The organism is Nonomuraea sp. NPDC005983, from assembly GCF_040614375.1.
Taxonomy (GTDB): domain Bacteria; phylum Actinomycetota; class Actinomycetes; order Streptosporangiales; family Streptosporangiaceae; genus Nonomuraea.
Window position 1 is genome coordinate 19,118 of sequence record NZ_JBEXUP010000017.1, and the last position, 16,400, is coordinate 35,517.

Here is a 16,400-nt window from a genome sequence, read left to right on the forward strand (position 1 = left end):
CTATCACTAACGCGCCGAGCCGTGGAGGATATCCACTGGGCATCCCAGCGTGCGCCATCAGAAGGCTTCGGCGACGGCGATGAAGATCGTGCAGCTGGCCAGGAACGGCTCCGAGGCGAGTCTGTCCAGCCAGGCGGGCGCGTTGGTGTCCAGGTAGCCGGCGTCCACGGCTCTGGCCGTCGTGCGGCGGAGCCCGAAGAGCTGGTCGGCCGTGTCGAAGTCGCTGATCACGGGGGTCACTGCGGTGACGGACCGGACGGTCAGACCTGCCCGGGTGGCCAGCCGGGCGAGGCTGCGGCCGATGTCGGGGTTCCTGATCACCTCGGTGGTGACGTACCGGGTGAGGGCCCGGCTGCGCGACAGGTCGGGGGAGTCGATGAGCAGGCCGTCCCAGTCGGGTTCCGCCATCACGATCCTGGCGCCGGGACGCGCGACCCTGCCGAACTCGGCCATCACCCGCACCGGATCGGCCAGATGCTGCAACACCCGGTCCACGCGCGCCCGGTCCACGGTCCCGTCGTCGAGCGGCATGGCGTGCGCGTCCCCGACCCGCACCTCGACGTTCGGGGACGCGGCCAGCCGGGCACGGGCCTGGTCGACCATGACCAGGTCGTGGTCGAGCCCGATCACCGAACCGGTCGGGGTGACGCCCGCCGCGAGGTCGGCCAGGTCGGTTCCCGGGCCGCAGCCGATGTCGAGCGCGGTCTGACCCGGCTGGAGGTCCAGGGCTGCGAGGACGTCCTGCTTGTAGGCCCGTCCGGGGGCGCTGGCGGCGAGCTGGTCGAGGTAGTCGATGGTGGCCATGCGGGCAGTCAAACAGATCGGTGTGCAGGTCCTGCGGCGCCGATGTGGAGATCCGGTGCACGCGGTCTGCCGGGGCCGGTTCGGCTGTTTTGTCGGGTTTGGTGCGGGTTGGATGCGGCGTCACGGGTTTCGCCGGGCTCAGGCAGGTCGGGTGCGGCGTGCGGGTTCCGTCAGGCTCGGGTGCTTCGCAGGGGTCGGTGCGCGGGTGTCGTCAGGTGTGGTCGTCGGGTGTGGACGCCCAGGCGGCGGTCGCGTCGAGACGTCCGCGCCAGAGTTTCTCGCCCTCGCCGCCTGGCTCCCAGCTGCTGGTGAAGTCGAGGAGGGCGCGGCAGCGGGCGAGCATCGCGGCGTGGCGCTCCGGCCACCCGGGGACGGGGTCGCCGTAGGCGCTGAAGAAGCGCGGCAGCAGCGGCACGTGTCCGGGGTGATGGGTGCGGACGATCCACTCGCACCAGGCGAGATCCTCGACCGGCGTGCCGGGGTGGGCCCACTCCCAGTCGAGGATGGCGGCCGTCTCGAAGGTGGCCGGATCGAAGAGAAGGTTCTGGGGGCCGTAGTCGCCGTGGACGATCCCCAGCCTGTGGATGCGGGCCAGGGTACGACCACAGCCTTCCAGGACCTCGACCGCGCGGCCCTCGTCCAGGAGGTCCTGGCCGTGCGCGCCGCGGACGAAGCGGGTGGTCACGCTGGTCGCGGTGACCTCGTGCACGCGCGGCACCGGCAGCCGCCCGCGCAGCCTGCGCAGGAACCTGCTCTCGGTGCGCAGCCGCGTCGCCGCGTCGGGGCCCTGGTAACACTTGACGACCAGAGCGCCGTCGCCGACCGTGCTGTTGGTGTACCCGTGCTCCACAGAGACCGATTCTGGCGCACCGGAGAGCCGGACGTTACCTGACGCGCGGTGCATGCGGAAACAGCATCCGATCGGTGCAGAGGCCGCGTTCCGGACGCCATCGGGGTGAGTCACCCCTCGGGGCCAAGGTCGCGTTCCGGGGGTGATCGGGATGGGCTTCCTCTGCGGCTACGAAGGTCTGACCGCCCGCGTCCAGTGGGCCGCGCGGCCGGGCGCGGGCCGCGTCGCCCTGACGGGCGGTCCGGGCCGTCGCGACCCATGGTGAACAGGCCGTACACCCGCCGGACGGCCGTCAGACGCGGCACGCGGATGGATCCGTCGGGCGCGCCTTCAGGCCGGAAAATCATTTGCCCGGCCAGTCAGCGCTCAGTCAACCTTGACGAGCTATGCGCTCCCTTCCTGAAGCCGATCCCGGCGTGCCCGACATCCGCAGCCCGCTGCGCTATTTGTGGTGGAATGCCCGCAGCCAGGCGCCCGCCCTCCTGATGGGCATCGGCTACGCGACCGTGTGGTGGCTGGTGCAGGCGCTGGTGCCGGCCGTGCTGGGGAAGGGCGTCGACGCCGTCACCGCCAAGGACACCCGGGCGCTGATCACCTGGTCGGCGATCCTGTTCGCGCTCGGCCTGGTGCAGGCCGCCACCGGGATCCTGCGGCACCGGATGGCCGTCTTCAACTGGCTGTCCGCCGCGTACCGGACCGTCCAGGTCACCACGCGGCAGGCCGCCCGGCTCGGCGCGACGCTGCCCAAGCGGCTGTCGACCGGCGAGGTCGTCAGCGTCGGCAACTCCGACATCGCGCACATCGGCAGCTCCATGGACGTCCTGCTGCGCGGCACCGGCTCCGTGGTAGCGATCATCGTCGTCACCGTGATCCTCATCTCGACGTCGCTGCCGCTCGGGCTGATGGTGCTGTTCGGTGTCCCGCTCATGGCCGTCGCCATCGCGCCGCTCCTCAAACCCCTGCACAAGCGGCAGAAGGAACAGCGTGATCTGACCGGAGACCTGTCCACCAGGTCCGCCGACATCGTCGCCGGGCTGCGGGTGCTCCGCGGCATCGGCGGCGAGCAGGTGTTCGCCGACCGCTACCGCGAGGAGTCGCAGCGGGTGCGGTTCGCGGGCGTCGGCGTGTCGAGGGTCGAGTCGATGCTCGAAGGGGCGCAGATCCTGCTGCCCGGCGTGCTCATCGCGGTCGTCACCGGCATCGGCGCGTCCTTCGCCATCGGGGGCGAGATCACTGCGGGCCAGCTCGTCGCCTTCTACGGCTACGCGGTCTTCCTGATCGGCCCGATGCGCACGCTCACCGAGGTGGCCGACAAGCTGACCAAGGGGCACGTGGCCGCCCGCCGCGTGGTGCGCATCCTGACGATCGAGCCCGAGGTCTCCGGCGGCGCCGGCGCCAGCGAGGGCGGGGTGCTGCGCGACTCCTACAGCGGTGTCACCGTCCAGCCCGGCATGCTGACCGCCGTCGCCGCCAGTGCCCCCGAGGACGCCATCGCCATCGCCGACCGGCTCGGCCGCTACGCCGACGGCGACGTCACCTTCGGCCCCGTCGACCTGGCCACGCTGCCGATCGACGAGGTCCGCTCGCGCATCCTGGTCGCCGACAACGCCGCCCGCCTGTTCACCGGCGCGCTCCGCGACGAGCTGGACGTCCGCGGCGGCTCCTCCGACGAGCAGCTGCGCCAGGCGCTGCGGAACGCCTGCGCCGAGGACATCGTCGAAGCGCTGCCCGACGGCCTCGACGCCGAGGTGGCCGAGGCCGGGCGCGAGTTCTCCGGCGGCCAGCAGCAGCGGCTGCGGCTGGCCCGCGCCCTGCTCGCCGACCCCGAGGTGCTCATCCTGGTCGAGCCCACCAGCGCCGTCGACGCCCACACCGAGGCGCGCGTCGCCGAGCGGCTGGCCAAGGCCCGCGCCGGACGTACGACGCTGGTCTGCACCACCAGCCCGCTCGTGCTCGACCGCACCGAGCACGTGATCTACGTGGAGGACGGCAGGGTGCTCGCCGAAGGCACGCACCGCGACCTGCTGGACTCCACGCCCGAATACGCCGCCACCGTGACACGAGGGGAGGACTGACGAATGGCTCGTGAGATCCTGCCGGTCGCAGACGAGAAGCAGGTACGCGCCTACGCCAGGCGGCTGACGCTGAAGTACCCGCGCCAGCTCACCTTCGCCCTCGCCCTGCACGGGCTCGCGGCGATCGCCGGGCTGGCCGTGCCGTGGCAGCTCGGCGCGCTGGTGCAGAACGTCCAGGACGGCGGCCAGGTGAACGTCGCCCTCGTCATCCTCGGCATCGGCGGCTTCCTGCTGCTCCAGTCCGTGCTCATCCGGTACGCGGTGCTCGCCTCCGCGACGCTCGGCGAGCAGGTGCTCGCCGAGCTGCGTGAGGAGTTCGTGGACCGGGTGCTCGGGCTGCCGCTCTCCACCGTCGAACGGGCAGGGTCGGGTGACCTGATCACCAGGACGTCCCGCGACGTCGACTCGCTGTCGCGGACCGTCCGGCACGCCGTGCCGGAGACGCTGATCGCGATGGTCACCTTCGCGATCACCATCGGTGCGCTGCTGCTGGTCGGGCCGCTGCTCATGCTGCCCATGCTGATCGCCGCGCCGATCATCTGGATCTCCAGCCGCTGGTACCTGAACCGGGCCCGCGACGGCTACCTGCGCGAGAACGCCGCCTACGCCGACATGACGGAGGGCCTGGCCGAAACCGTTGAAGGTGCCAGAACCGTCGAGGCGCTCGGCCTCCAGCGGCGGCGCAGGGAGCGCACCGACCGCGACATCGGCCGCTCCTACGCCGCCGAACGGTACACGCTCGGGCTGCGCACGCGGTGGTACCCCGCCGTGGAGCTCGGCTACGTGATCCCGGTCGTGTCGACCCTGCTGGTCGGCGGCCTGCTCTACAGCAGCAGCTGGGTGACGCTCGCCCAGGTCACCGCCGCCACGTTGTACGCGCAGCAGCTCATCGACCCGCTCGACCGGTTCCTCATGTGGATCGATGAGCTCCAGGTGGGCGGCGCGGCCATGGCGCGGCTGCTCGGCGTCGCCAACGTTCCCGACGACCGCGAGGCGACCGCCGACCGGCCCTCCGGCGAGATGCTGGAGGCCGACGACGTCCGCTACGCCTACCGGGCGGGCCACGACGTGCTGCACGGCGTGTCGCTGACGGTCAGGCCGGGGGAGCGCCTGGCGATGGTCGGCCCGTCCGGCGCGGGCAAGTCGACGCTCGGACGGCTGCTCGCCGGCATTCACGGCCCGCGCACCGGCGTGGTGTCGGTGGGCGGCGTGCCCCTCGTGGACCTGCCCCTGGACGACCTGCGCGGCCACGTCGCCCTCGTCACCCAGGAGCACCATGTCTTCAAGGGCACGCTCCGCGACAACCTGCTGATCGCCCGTCCGGACGCCGACGACGCGGCCGTCCGCAAGGCGCTCGAAGCGGTGGACGCCCTCGACTGGGTGGCCGCCCTGCCCGACGGCCTCGACACCGTCGTCGGCTCGGGCAACGTGACGATCTCCCCGGCACACGCGCAGCAGCTGGCGCTGGCCCGCCTGGTGCTGGCCGACCCGCACACGCTCGTCCTGGACGAGGCCACCTCGCTCATCGACCCCCGCGCGGCCAGGAACCTGGAACGCTCGCTCGCGGCGGTGCTCGACGGCCGCACGGTGATCGCCATCGCCCACCGCCTGTACACCGCCCACGACGCCGACCGGGTCGCCGTGGTGGAGGACGGGCGGATCAGCGAGCTCGGGTCGCACGACGAGCTGGTTGCTGAGGGCGGCTCCTACGCCGCCCTGTGGAGCAGCTGGCACGGCACCCCGACCTCCACCCGCACCTGACACCGTCGAGGCCCTGCCGCCCCTGCCGCCCCCGGCGCCGTGCCGTCCGAGCCCCCGGCGAAGCGGTCAGGGACTGGGGTCAGCACTTGGTGCCCGGCTTGGGGAGAGTTCGGTCGGTGAAGTAGCGGTTGATGTGGTCGCGGGCGCAGAGGTTGGTGCCGTAGAGGGTGTGGCCGGGGCCGTCGAACGACACCACCGAACTTCCGGGAACCTGGGCGACGACGCGGCCGACGGCGTCGGACTCGCCCCAGGCCCCTGCGCCGAGCAGCGGTGGCAGGCCCTTGGGCAGGGCCGCCGGCGGATTGGTGACCGGGGTGGGCCAGCCGATGCAGCCCAGGCCGGCCGTTGCCAGGGTGTTGGCCGTGCCCGCGTTCGGGGCGACCTTGCGGAGGCGGGCGACGGTCGCGTCAAGGTCTGCGCGCTTGGCGGGGCGGGGCCAGTCGACGCACTCGGTGACGCCCGTCGTCTGGTCGGGGTAGCGGGCGCCGCGCGCGGGGACGAAGCCGGAGGCGTCGCCCTTGCTCGCCTTGCGGATCGACTCGGCCAGGGCCGGCCACGCGTCAGGGCCCTGCCGGGACGAGGCCACCACGAAGGACTGCAGGTCGCGGCCCGTGTAAGCGATACCGGCCGACTTGGCGGGGATCGGCGCGCGGTCGGCCCTGGCGACCAGGCCGCGCCAGAGGCGGGGCACGTCCTGGCAGTCGTGGGAGGCGCACCAGGTGAAGAAGCGGTCGATGAACTGCTCGTTGCTCTTGGCCATCGCCTCCAGTTCGGCGTTCCAGTCGGACGCGCTGTGGTTCCAGGTGCCGTCGAGGACCATGGTGCGGACCTGGCCGGGGAAGAGGCCCGCATAGGCCTGGGCGTAGAAGCCGGCGTAGGAGGCGCCGTAGAAGTTGAGCTCGGCGTCGCCGAGCGCCTTCCTGATCGCCTCCATGTCTCTGGCGTGGTCGGCGGAGCTCATGTTGGCGAAGAGTTCGGGGTCTTTGTTACGGCAGGCCTCGGCGTAGCCGCGGTTGGTGTCGGAGAGCCTGCCGAAGTCGGCGTCGTCGGCGGGGAAGTCGGGCAGGGGGACGCGGGTCCAGGTGCACGGCAGGCCGGTGCTGGTGCCGCCGAACTGCTCGCCGTAGCCGCGAGTGTCCCAGGTGACGATGTCCATGTGTTCGCGCAGCTTGGCCCACCAGTCTCCGAGCCGCTGGGTCATGCCGATGCCGGGCGCGCCAGGGCCGCCGTACGCCACCAGGACGGACCCCTCGCTGGTGCCGGTCGACTTCAGCCGGCCCAGCTTCAGAGTGATCTTGCGGCCGTCGGGCTTCTGCCAGTTCAACGGCACCTGGAGATCGGCGCACTGCATGCCGATCTTGTCGTCGGGGCAGGTGCCCCAGTCGGGACCGGCAGCCTGCTGCGCGTGGACGCCCGAGCTCACGAGGGCCAGCGCCAGAGCGATTGACTTGAGCATGGCCGCAACGATCCCGGAACGGGGTGCCCGCGCACATCGGCCCACGGTCTGGATCTGCGCGGCCGATGATCAGACCAGGGGATGTCAGCCCACGGTCCGAGAGCACCGGCGCAGGACAGCCGTCACGGGAGCCGCGGCCGTCACGGGCAGCGGGGGTACGGGCAGCGGGGGCACGGCGCGCCCCCGCTCGGCCCGCGACTCCGGCTCGGCGTGCCGCCTACTCCCCGAGGGAGCGCTTCAGGAAGTCGACCTGGAGCAGCAGCAGGTTCTCCGCCACGACCTCCTGCGGCGTCATGTGGGTGACGCCCGACAGCGGCAGCACGCTGTGCTGACGCCCCGCCGCCAGCAGCGCGGACGACAGCCGCAGCGTGTGCGCCGCCACCACGTTGTCGTCGGCCAGGCCATGGATCAGCAGCAGCGGACGCTCCAGCTTGGCCGCGTCGCCGAACAGCGAGGAGTTGTCGTAGACGTCCGGCTGCTCGTCGGGGTGGCCCAGGTAGCGCTCGGTGTAGCAGGTGTCGTACAGCCGCCAGTCGGTCACCGGCGCGCCCGCGACGGCGGCGTGGAAGACGTCCGGCCTGCGCAGCACCGCCAGCGCGGCCAGGAAGCCGCCGAACGACCAGCCGCGGATGGCCACCCTGGACAGGTCGAGGTCGTCGGGGTACTGCTCGGCCACGCCGTGCAGGGCGTCGATCTGGTCCTCCAGGGCGGGGGTGGCCAGGTCGTTCAGCACGGCCCGCTCGAACGCGGGGCCCCTGCCTGGGGTGCCGCGCCCGTCGGCGACGATGACCGCGAAGCCCTGCTCAGCGAACCACTGGCTCTCCAGGTAGCCGCCGCGCCTGGCCAGCACCCGCTGCGCGTGCGGCCCGCCGTACGGGTCCATGAGGACGGGCAGCTTGCGCGAGCCCTGCTCGTGCCAGGACGGGAGCACCACGGCCGTGGCCAGCTCGCGGCGCCCGGAACGGCCGAGTGAGACCCGCAGGTCGAGGCCGGGCCGTTCGGCCAGCGACGGGATCGGGATCGCCATGCCGTCGCGGCGCACCACGGTGGTGGACACGCCCTCGTCGTCGAGCGTCTGCTCGGTCAGGACTCCGACGCCGCCGGACATCCGCCCCGAGAACACCCCGGACCGGGTGGACACGGGCAGCAGCGAGTTGCCGTCCCAGGTCCAGAGCTGGATCTCGGTGGGGTCGCCGCTCGCCCTGAACAGCACGCTGTCGTGGTCGACGTCCAGCACGTCGCGCACCTGCAGGGTCGGCGGGGTGACCGCGCGGTCGCCGACGAACAGGCGGTTGCCGCCGTCGGCGGAGGCCACCCAGACCAGCGAGCCGTCGTCGAGGTGGGCGGGGACGCCGGTGACGACGTCCACCCAAGCAGGGTCGGTGTCCTCGCGGACCAGCGTGGACGCCCCCGTCTCCGGATCGACGGAGAACAGGCGCAGCCGCTTCTGGTCGCGGGACATGGTCACGATCGACAGCGCGTGCGAGTCCCAGGACGCCGTCGTGAGGTAGTCGTCCTCGAACGGGACGGCCACCCGCGACCCGTCGAGCCCGAGCACGAACAGCTCCGTCACCGCGTTCGGCGTGCCCGCGGCCGGGTAGCGCTGGGCGGAGGCCGGGCGGTCGGGGTTGGCAGGGTCGGCGATGTACCAGGTGCGGACGGGAGCCTCGTCGGCCCGCTCGACCAGGAGCGCGTCGCTCGACGGCGACCACCAGTGGCCGCGCATCCGGTCCATCTCCTCGGAGGCGATGAACTCGGCCAGCCCGTAGGTGACGGTGGAGGACTCGGGCGTGGCCAGGGCCCGGTCGTCGCCGGACGTGAGGCCCTGTACGTGGAACGCGCCATCAGTGACATAGGCGACCTGTCGCCCGTCGGGGGAGATGCGGGGGTCGATGACCGCGCCCGCGGTCTCCAGCCGCCGCGTCAGGCCGCTCGCCAGCTCCGTCACGTACAGGCTGCCTGACAGGGCGAACACGGCCGTGCTCACCGCCGAGTCGGTGGAGTAGCCGACCACGCCGCCCGCCTGCTCGCGGCTGCGCTCGCGCCGGGCCCGCTCCTCCGGGGGCAGGTTCTCCTCGTCGGCGTCGAGTGTGCGCGGATCGACGACCAGGCGCTCGACGTGCGTTTCCGTGTCGAGTTCCCACAAGCAGGTCACCGGGTCGGAGCCGGACCGTGTCCGCAGGAAGACGACCCTGCCACCGTCGGGAGAGATCGTGAAGCCCCTGGGCACCCCGAGGGTGAACCGGCGGGTCCTGGCAGACAGGCGCGGGAAACTCTCACTCATGGCCCCAATCCTGCCAGCAGCCAGGGATTGGTTACGCTCTGACTCATGACGGACCGACGGCTGCTGCTCGTGCACGCTCATCCGGACGACGAGTCGATCGGCACCGGAGCGACCATGGCGAAGTACGTCGCCGAGGGCGCCCACGTCACGCTCGTGACCTGCACGCTCGGCGAGGAGGGCGAGGTCATCCCCGCGGACCTCGCGCACCTGGCCGCCGATCACGACGACACCCTCGGCCAGTATCGCATCGGCGAGCTGGCCGCCGCGTGCCAGGCGCTCGGCGTGGAGGACCACCGCTTTCTCGGCGGCCCCGGGCGCTGGCGCGATTCGGGCATGATGGGAGTCGCCTCCAACGACCGTCCCAACGCCTTCTGGCAGGCCGACCTGGACGAGGCCGCGGGCGAGCTGGTCAAGGTGATCCGCGAGGTGCGTCCCCAGGTCCTGGTCACCTACGACCAGAACGGTTTCTACGGGCATCCCGACCACATCCAGGCGCATCGCGTCGCGCGGCGGGCGTTCGAGCTGGCGGCCGCCCCCGGCTTCGGCGAGGGCGAACCGTGGCAGATCGCGAAGTTCTACCACACGGCCGTCGCCCGCTCCGTGATGTCGCGCACCGCCGAGGCGCTGCGCGAGGCGGACGTCACGTTCATCGCCGAGGACGTCGACGACGTGCCGTTCGGCAGCCACGACAGGGAGATCACCACGGAGGTCGACGCGCGCTCCTGGGTCGGCAACAAGCTGGAGGCCATGCGGGCGCACGCCACCCAGATCACCGTCGACGCGCCCTGGTTCGCCCTGTCCAACAACATCGGCCAGGAGGCGCTGGGCGTGGAGCACTTCATCCTGGCCAGCGGCGTGCCAGGGCCCGCGATGCCGGGGCCACCGGCCGAGTCGGGCGGCATCGGCGGACCAGCTGACCGCGAGAACGATCTGTTCTCCGGCATCCACTAACCTCAGCGGCATGGAGCAACGCAGCCAGGGCGAGTCAGCGCTCGGCGGAGCCGCCTACGGCATGCTGTTCGTGCTGGGCCTGGTCATGGGCGTCGTGGGCGGGTTCACTCAGGCATGGCAGGTCGGGCCGGTCCCGGTCGCGGCGATCGGGTGGCTGGCCGCGCTCTTCGGGGTCTGCCTCGGGGCGGGCAAGCTGATGCGGTCGCGGCTCGGGGCGTCGGTGACGGCGATCGGGTGGCTGCTGGTGTCGATGCCGTTCTCGTTCCAGCTCGCCCAGGGCGATCTGGTGATCTCTGGCGGGCCCGCCGGGTACGTGTACCTGTACGGCGGGATGGCGGCCGTCGTGGTGGCCATCCTGAAGTCGCCGTCCTCGGGGGGTTCGTGGTTGCTGCGTGGGCAGGCTCCAGGGAATTCGACATAGGCGCATAAAGTATCTTTCGTGCACCAAGGTCCCGCAGAGCGGCACATTGACGAGCAGACCTACCGCAAGGCCGTCGGACGGTTCGCCACCGGGGTGGCGGTCGTGACGACCAGGCTCGGCAGCATCGACTACGCCATGACCGTCAACTCGTTCACCTCGGTGTCGCTGGACCCGCTGCTCGTGCTGTTCTGCGCGGAGAAACTCGCGCGCTTCCACGACGCCGTGCTGGAGTCCGGTGTCTGGGGCGTGTCGGTGCTTCCGGCGTCCATGCAGGAGGCTTCGCGCTTCTTTGCCCGCCGCGGACGTCCCATCGACGGGCAGGTCGCCCGGTGGCCGCACTATCGGGGCGAACTCGGCGTGGCGCTGTTCAAGGACGCCCTCGCCACCCTCGAGGCCACCACGACCGCGGTGCATCCCGGCGGCGACCACTCGATCGTGGTGGGCTCCGTCCATTCACTGGGCATGCCGTCGGACGGGGTGCCGCTGATGTACCACGACGGCGACTACAAGACGCTCTGACCCCTGATCCGGACGCCTCCCGCGGCCTCCGCATCCGAAAACAGCCGGGACCGGCTCGCGCCCGCCGGCGGAGCTTCTCACCTGGACCCGCTTCGGCGGCCTGGACGGGCCGATCGAGGGCGAGGCCGCGCAGCTCTGGGCAGCGGTCACCACGGTGCGTGCACTGCAAGGGGAGGCCCTGCGAAGGGGACACCCTGCCAGAGGGAGGCCGTGGTGGCCCGGCTCGCTGAAGGCGCCGGGCCACCGTGGGCGGCGGCCCTACTCGGTCGACGGTGTCGTGTTGGGAGTGGCCGACGGCGTGCTGCCGTCCGTCGTCGGGGTCTCCGACGGGGTCGCGCACGTGGGAATCGGCTCTCCGTCGGACGCGGACGGGGTCCCGGTGTCCGTGACCGTGACGGATGGGGTCGGCGTGTCCGTGGGCGCCGTGACCGTCGGGGTCGGCGTCCCAGAAACGCTGGGCGTATCGGACACGCTGGGCGTCTCAGACACGCTGGGTGTTTCGGACGTGCTCGGCGTCTCCGGCACCGTGGTGCTCGCCTCTGGAGTGCCCTCTGGCTGCCCGGTGGCGGGCTGGCAGGTGACCGTGGCCGTGACCGTCGTGGTGGGGCCCGCCACGGCCTCCGTCACCGTCGTGGTGGGGCCCGCCACGGCCTCCGTCACCGTCGTGGTCGGTCCGGGCACGGACTGCGTGGCCGTCACCGTCGCCGCCTGGGTCACCGTCACCGTCGCGGCCGGGGAGGCGCTGCTGGACGCGGTGACCGTGCTGGTCGCCGTGGGGGTGGCCGTGACCGTCCTGGTGGGCCAGGGGAGGGCCTTGACCTTGATCGACGGCTTGCCCTTCACCTTGTAGCTGCCCTTGCCGACCTTCTTGCTGGACTTGCCGGCCCCGGTGGTCACGGGGAGGTCGGTGGAGGTCGTCTTGCAGGACTTGCTCTTGCAGACCTTCTGCTTGACGGTGAACCTGGCGGCTCCGTCGTACGTGATGGAGACGTCCAGGTAGGAGACGCCCTTCTTCTTGACGATTTTCGTCTTCGCGGTGTACTTCCCGATCGTGGGGCTGGCCGTCGGCTTCGGGGTCGTGGTCGCCGCGGCTGGGAAGGCCACCTGCGCGTCGGGAGGAGTAGTGGACCGTAGGGGATCGGACGCTGACGTCTGGGTGATCGCGAATCCGCCGGCTCCGGCCAGAGCCATGGTGCCGATCAGCGCTCCCAGGATGGTGAATCTCATAATCCTGCTCTTTGGGGAGATTTCAGGACGCAGATCATTATTCCGACTTGTCAAGATTGGTCAAGGCTGAGACGCATGGAGAGGCGCTACCGGTTCCGCCGGATGGCGAACTGGCTGAACCTGGCCACGCCGCTCGGACTGTTGGTCTCCGTCGTCGGCGGAGCCTCCCGGCAGCCTGGGCCTGACGGGCTCGTGCTCGCCTACGGCTACCGTTACCGGTTCCCCATCGCGGGGGCGTTCACCGTCGGCAATGTGGTGCTGACCAGGCAGAGCTCGCTCGACGACCGCCTCATCCAGCACGAGGGGCGGCACGCCACCCAGTGGGCCTGGTGCGCGGGGCTGCCGATGCTCCCGCTCTACCTGCTCGCCATGCTGGTCTCGGTGCTGCTCTGCGGGCATCAGGCCTCCTACAACGTGTTCGAACGGCTGGCCGGTCTGGACGACGGCGGCTACCCCCGCGCACCCCTGTGGTGGAGAGGGCGCAGGTGAGGAGGAGGTGTGTGTCGCGCTGCTGAGCGTCACCTGGTGCGGCGGCTTCCGCCCGGAGGTCGCGCTTCGACCCTGCGCAGGGCGAGGGCGGTGATGGCCAGCGTTGATATCGCGCCCGCGCACAGGACCGACGCCGTCGAGGGGCCCACGAGGGTGATCCCGGTCACCGTCAGGGCGGAGACCAGGGCGGCGATGGCCACGTACGTGCAGGTCGCCAGCCGTACCAGGCGGAGGCGGGCGGCTTCGGTGGTCAACAGGCGCTCTGACAGCCACGCCAGTGCGGGCAGGAGGAGCACGCCGTGCATCAGCACGGCGTGGGCGGGCTTGAGGGACGTCGCCACGGTGTAGGCCAGTTGCTGGTCGCCCGAGTACACCTCGATCACGCCACGGGCGATCATGACGGCGCCGGACAGCATCGAGGCCAGCAGGGTGGCGAAGCCTGCCCGCACGGCGAGCCGCATGCTGGGCGAGACCCCCGGGTTGGGACGGAACGACGCCACCGTCAGCCAGATCGCCACCACGACCAGGGCGCCGCCCCCGGCCGCCAGCGCGCGGGACACCAGGGAGTCGACGGTGGAGGCCATGTTGAAGTGGGACGGGACGCCGCGCCACGCCTGGAGCGTGATGAGCGCGCACTCCGTCACCGCCGCCCCCGTGAACACCCCGAGCAGCACGTTCCTGGCGCGCCCGCGCAGCGGGACGAACTGCGCGACCCACGCCAGCGTGAGGACGCTCAGCCCGAACGAGACCCCGAACGTGAACGGTTTGCGCCACGACACCGGGCCCTCCCACGGGCCGCCGTCGATCGCGAGCACTCCCAGGTGGAAGAGCCCGATGAGGATCAGCGCCAGCCCGATCGCATACCAGAGACGAACCATGCGCCCATGGTCGCGAAGGCGCTGCGTTCTGGCGTCAGCCCAGGGTCTGGAGTCGGAGTACGCCCGCGGACGTACTTCCAGGATCTGCGCCTCCTCGCCGAGCCGGGTCCGTAGGGTCAGCGGGCCAGGGGGTCAGGGGGTCAGGCGGAGGGTGTGGGTTGCGGCCTGTTTGACCGACTCCAGCTTGGAGTACATCGGCAGCAGCTCCCCCTTGGCCCACAGGGGCGACTGGTCCCAGTAGTTGTCGTGGAAGGCGTGGCCCGAGGCGCCCGTGAGGTTGATCCAGCGGGACTTGTCCAGGTCGCTCAGGTCGACGACCATCCGCATCGACGGCACGGACGTGACCTCGTACCCCTTCTGCACGTTCCAGCCCGTCGCGTCCACGGCGTCCTTGCTGCCCGGCACCGCGAACGGGCCGCGGTTGAGCAGGGCCTCGACGGGCGCGATGCCGGACGTGCCGAGCGAGCCGTTGGTCAGCGTGAGCTGGTGCAGGTCGCCCCACCGCCAGGTGCGGACGTCGTCGCCCAGCCGGTCGGACAGTTCCTGGTAGGCCGAGGCCATCGCCTGGCGGAGGATGTCGTCGCGGGTCTCGGTCTGGTCCTTGGTCCTGGTGTCGTCCCAGAAGGGGTCGTTCGGGAGGTCGAGCAGCCGCCCCACCACCTCATACCAGCGGTCGCCGCCGCCCGGCCTGGCGCCCTCGGGGAGGTCGTCGTCGAACGTCAGCTTGAGCAGGTGGCGCCAGACGGCGTTGAAGTACGCGGCGGGGGCCGAGTCGGGGCCCTGCGGGCCGTCCCAGCCCTTGAGGAGGTCTCTCGCCTGGACGCTCGGCCCGGCCAGGCTGACCTTCTGCAACGCGGGCACCAGCGTCTCGGCGAAGCCGTTGCGGCTGTCCTGCTGGATCCTGGACATGGCCGCCGTGTCGATCTTGCCCTTGTTGATCTCCTGCTTGAGCCGGTCGATGATGCGCTCGGAACGGTATCCGTACGCCCAGTCCCTGGTCAGAAGCGGCTTGTAGCGCCTGGGGTCGGCCACCGCGTTGTTGGCGGTGACGATGTAGCCGGAGGCGGGGTCCTCCACCGAGGGGAGCTGGTCGTAGGGGATGGGCGCGGTCTTCCAGTCGTACTCGCCGGTCCAGCCGGGCACCGGCCAGGTGCCGTCGCCCTTCTGGCGCACCGGGATGCGCCCGGGCGCCTGGTAGCCGATCTTGCCGTTGGTGTCGGCGTAGACCAGGTTCTGCGCCGGGACCTCGAACAGTGCCGCAGCCGCCCGGAACTCATGCCAGTCGGTGGCCTCGTTGAGCGCGAAGATCGCGTCGGCGGTGCGGCCGGGCATGAGCGCGGTCCACTGCAGGGCGACCGCGTTCGCGCCCTCACCCGGTTTGACGTCGCCCATCACCTCGTTGATCAGCGGCCCGTGCCGGGTGCTCCTGACGTTCAGGGTGACCGTGGCGCCGCCCGCCACCTTGATCTGCTCCTGCCTGGTCTCCAGGCTGGTCCACTGGCCCCGGTACAGGTACGTGTCGTCCTTCACCTGCTCCATGAAGAGGTCGGCCACGTCGGGGCCCAGGTTGGTGAACCCCCACGCGATCTTGTCGGTGTGCCCGATGATGACGCCGGGCACGCCGGAGAACGAGAAGCCCGTCACGTCGTACGAGCAGTCGATCGAGATCTTCCGGCAGTGCAGTCCGATCTGGTACCAGACGGACGGCATCGAGGCCGACAGGTGCGGGTCGTTGGCCAGCAGCGGCTTGCCGGTGACCGTGTGCTCGCCCGAGACCACCCACGAGTTGGACCCGATGCCCTCCCGGTCGGCGGTGCTCATGGTGCTGGGTACCGCGTCGAGCGTCTTGGCCGCCTGGGTGAGCGCGCGGCTGCCGTTCCGCCTGATCCTCGGCGCGGCCTGCTGGTCGAACCGGCCGTGCTCGACCGCGCCCTGGGTGACGATCGGCTGGTGCTTGTCGAACGGGTAGCGCGGGTACAGCTGCTCGACCCGTTCCCGGGAGAGGGTGGTGAGGGCGAGCGCCCTGTCGATCTCGTCCTCCATGTTGGAGCGCAGGTCCCAGGCCATGGCCTTGAGCCAGGAGATCGAGTCGAGTGCGGTCCACGGCTCGGGCTTGTAGCCGCCGTTCTGCAGCTTGAGTATCGAGTACTCCAGGCTGCGGTCGGACGCGTTGGGGTTGGCCCCGAGCCAGGCGTTCACGCCCTTGGCGTACGCGTCGAGGTAGCGGCGGGTGCGGGCGCTCAGCTCGGGCAGCTCCTGCTCGGCGACCCTGCGCCAGCCCATGGTCCTGATGGCCTTGTCGTTGTCGAGCGTCGCCTTGCCGAACAGCTCCGAGAGGCGTCCGGACGTGATGTGCCGGCGCAGGTCCATCTCCCAGAACCGGTCCTGGGCGTGGACGAAGCCCTGGGCCATGAAGAGGTCCTCGGCCGAGTCAGCGTAGATCTGCGGAATCCCCGATTTATCGCGATAAATCTCCACATTCCCCGCTAATCCCGGCAGGCGCACCGTCCCGTCCACTTGCGGGAACGACCGGCGGACGGTGTAGACGAGGACCCCGGCCAGCACCAGAGCGAGCACGAGAAGGACGGTCAACACCCGCGCGAGCCATCGCAGCGGCCACGGCATCCACGCAAAGGGCCTCAACCTCACTTACCCCTCCCTCTCCCCATGCTCGGCAACAAGTGT

General features: G+C 71.0%; 13 protein-coding genes. 6 read left to right on the forward strand and 7 right to left on the reverse strand.

Going from position 1 to position 16,400, the window contains the following annotated elements:
* Positions 1-57: 57 nt before the first annotated feature.
* Both ABZ297_RS10875 and ABZ297_RS10880 read right to left on the reverse strand, forming a co-directional pair.
* Positions 58-804: a methyltransferase domain-containing protein gene (locus ABZ297_RS10875; protein ID WP_355342819.1), complete on the reverse strand. Its 747-nt coding sequence runs from the start codon at positions 802-804 to the stop codon at positions 58-60.
* 211 nt (positions 805-1,015) lie between these two features.
* Positions 1,016-1,654 carry a phosphotransferase gene (locus ABZ297_RS10880; RefSeq protein WP_355342822.1) on the reverse strand — a complete coding sequence of 213 codons (639 nt, stop codon included), beginning with the start codon at positions 1,652-1,654 and terminating at the stop codon, positions 1,016-1,018.
* Positions 1,655-2,040: 386 nt separating this feature from the next.
* Here ABZ297_RS10880 and ABZ297_RS10885 point away from each other — a divergent pair, with 386 nt between their 5' ends.
* Both ABZ297_RS10885 and ABZ297_RS10890 read left to right on the forward strand, forming a co-directional pair.
* Complete coding sequence (locus tag ABZ297_RS10885) at positions 2,041-3,729, forward strand: ABC transporter ATP-binding protein (protein WP_355342825.1); 1,689 nt, start codon at positions 2,041-2,043, stop codon at positions 3,727-3,729.
* Between the two features lie 3 nt (positions 3,730-3,732).
* Entirely contained in the window at positions 3,733-5,490 is a 1,758-nt protein-coding gene (locus tag ABZ297_RS10890; protein ID WP_355342828.1) for an ABC transporter ATP-binding protein, read from the forward strand.
* Between the two features lie 79 nt (positions 5,491-5,569).
* Here the strand turns inward: ABZ297_RS10890 and ABZ297_RS10895 are convergent, their stop codons facing one another.
* Both ABZ297_RS10895 and ABZ297_RS10900 read right to left on the reverse strand, forming a co-directional pair.
* A complete protein-coding gene (locus ABZ297_RS10895) occupies positions 5,570-6,946 on the reverse strand; it encodes an alpha/beta fold hydrolase (protein ID WP_355342831.1) in 1,377 nt (458 codons plus the stop codon).
* Positions 6,947-7,163: 217 nt separating this feature from the next.
* Complete coding sequence (locus ABZ297_RS10900; RefSeq protein WP_355342834.1) at positions 7,164-9,230, reverse strand: prolyl oligopeptidase family serine peptidase; 2,067 nt, start codon at positions 9,228-9,230, stop codon at positions 7,164-7,166.
* A gap of 45 nt (positions 9,231-9,275) precedes the next feature.
* Between ABZ297_RS10900 and mshB the strand changes: the two genes are divergently transcribed.
* The 3 genes from mshB to ABZ297_RS10915 are packed head-to-tail and all read left to right on the forward strand — an operon-like array spanning position 9,276 to position 11,121.
* A complete protein-coding gene (gene mshB, locus ABZ297_RS10905) occupies positions 9,276-10,181 on the forward strand; it encodes an N-acetyl-1-D-myo-inositol-2-amino-2-deoxy-alpha-D-glucopyranoside deacetylase (RefSeq protein WP_355342837.1) in 906 nt (301 codons plus the stop codon).
* A gap of 10 nt (positions 10,182-10,191) precedes the next feature.
* Positions 10,192-10,602 (forward strand): DUF6113 family protein, encoded by a 411-nt coding sequence (locus ABZ297_RS10910; RefSeq protein ID WP_355342839.1) that lies wholly within the window; start codon positions 10,192-10,194, stop codon positions 10,600-10,602.
* A gap of 18 nt (positions 10,603-10,620) precedes the next feature.
* Complete coding sequence (locus tag ABZ297_RS10915; RefSeq protein WP_355342842.1) at positions 10,621-11,121, forward strand: flavin reductase family protein; 501 nt, start codon at positions 10,621-10,623, stop codon at positions 11,119-11,121.
* Between the two features lie 258 nt (positions 11,122-11,379).
* Here the strand turns inward: ABZ297_RS10915 and ABZ297_RS10920 are convergent, their stop codons facing one another.
* Positions 11,380-12,348: a hypothetical protein gene (locus ABZ297_RS10920; RefSeq protein WP_355342845.1), complete on the reverse strand. Its 969-nt coding sequence runs from the start codon at positions 12,346-12,348 to the stop codon at positions 11,380-11,382.
* A gap of 75 nt (positions 12,349-12,423) precedes the next feature.
* Between ABZ297_RS10920 and ABZ297_RS10925 the strand changes: the two genes are divergently transcribed.
* Entirely contained in the window at positions 12,424-12,837 is a 414-nt protein-coding gene (locus ABZ297_RS10925) for a hypothetical protein (RefSeq protein ID WP_355342848.1), read from the forward strand.
* A 29-nt stretch (positions 12,838-12,866) separates the two neighbouring features.
* Here the strand turns inward: ABZ297_RS10925 and ABZ297_RS10930 are convergent, their stop codons facing one another.
* Positions 12,867-13,715 (reverse strand): hypothetical protein, encoded by an 849-nt coding sequence (locus ABZ297_RS10930; protein ID WP_355342851.1) that lies wholly within the window; start codon positions 13,713-13,715, stop codon positions 12,867-12,869.
* 132 nt (positions 13,716-13,847) lie between these two features.
* Complete coding sequence (locus tag ABZ297_RS10935; RefSeq protein WP_355343022.1) at positions 13,848-16,340, reverse strand: penicillin acylase family protein; 2,493 nt, start codon at positions 16,338-16,340, stop codon at positions 13,848-13,850.
* Positions 16,341-16,400 lie beyond the last annotated feature (60 nt).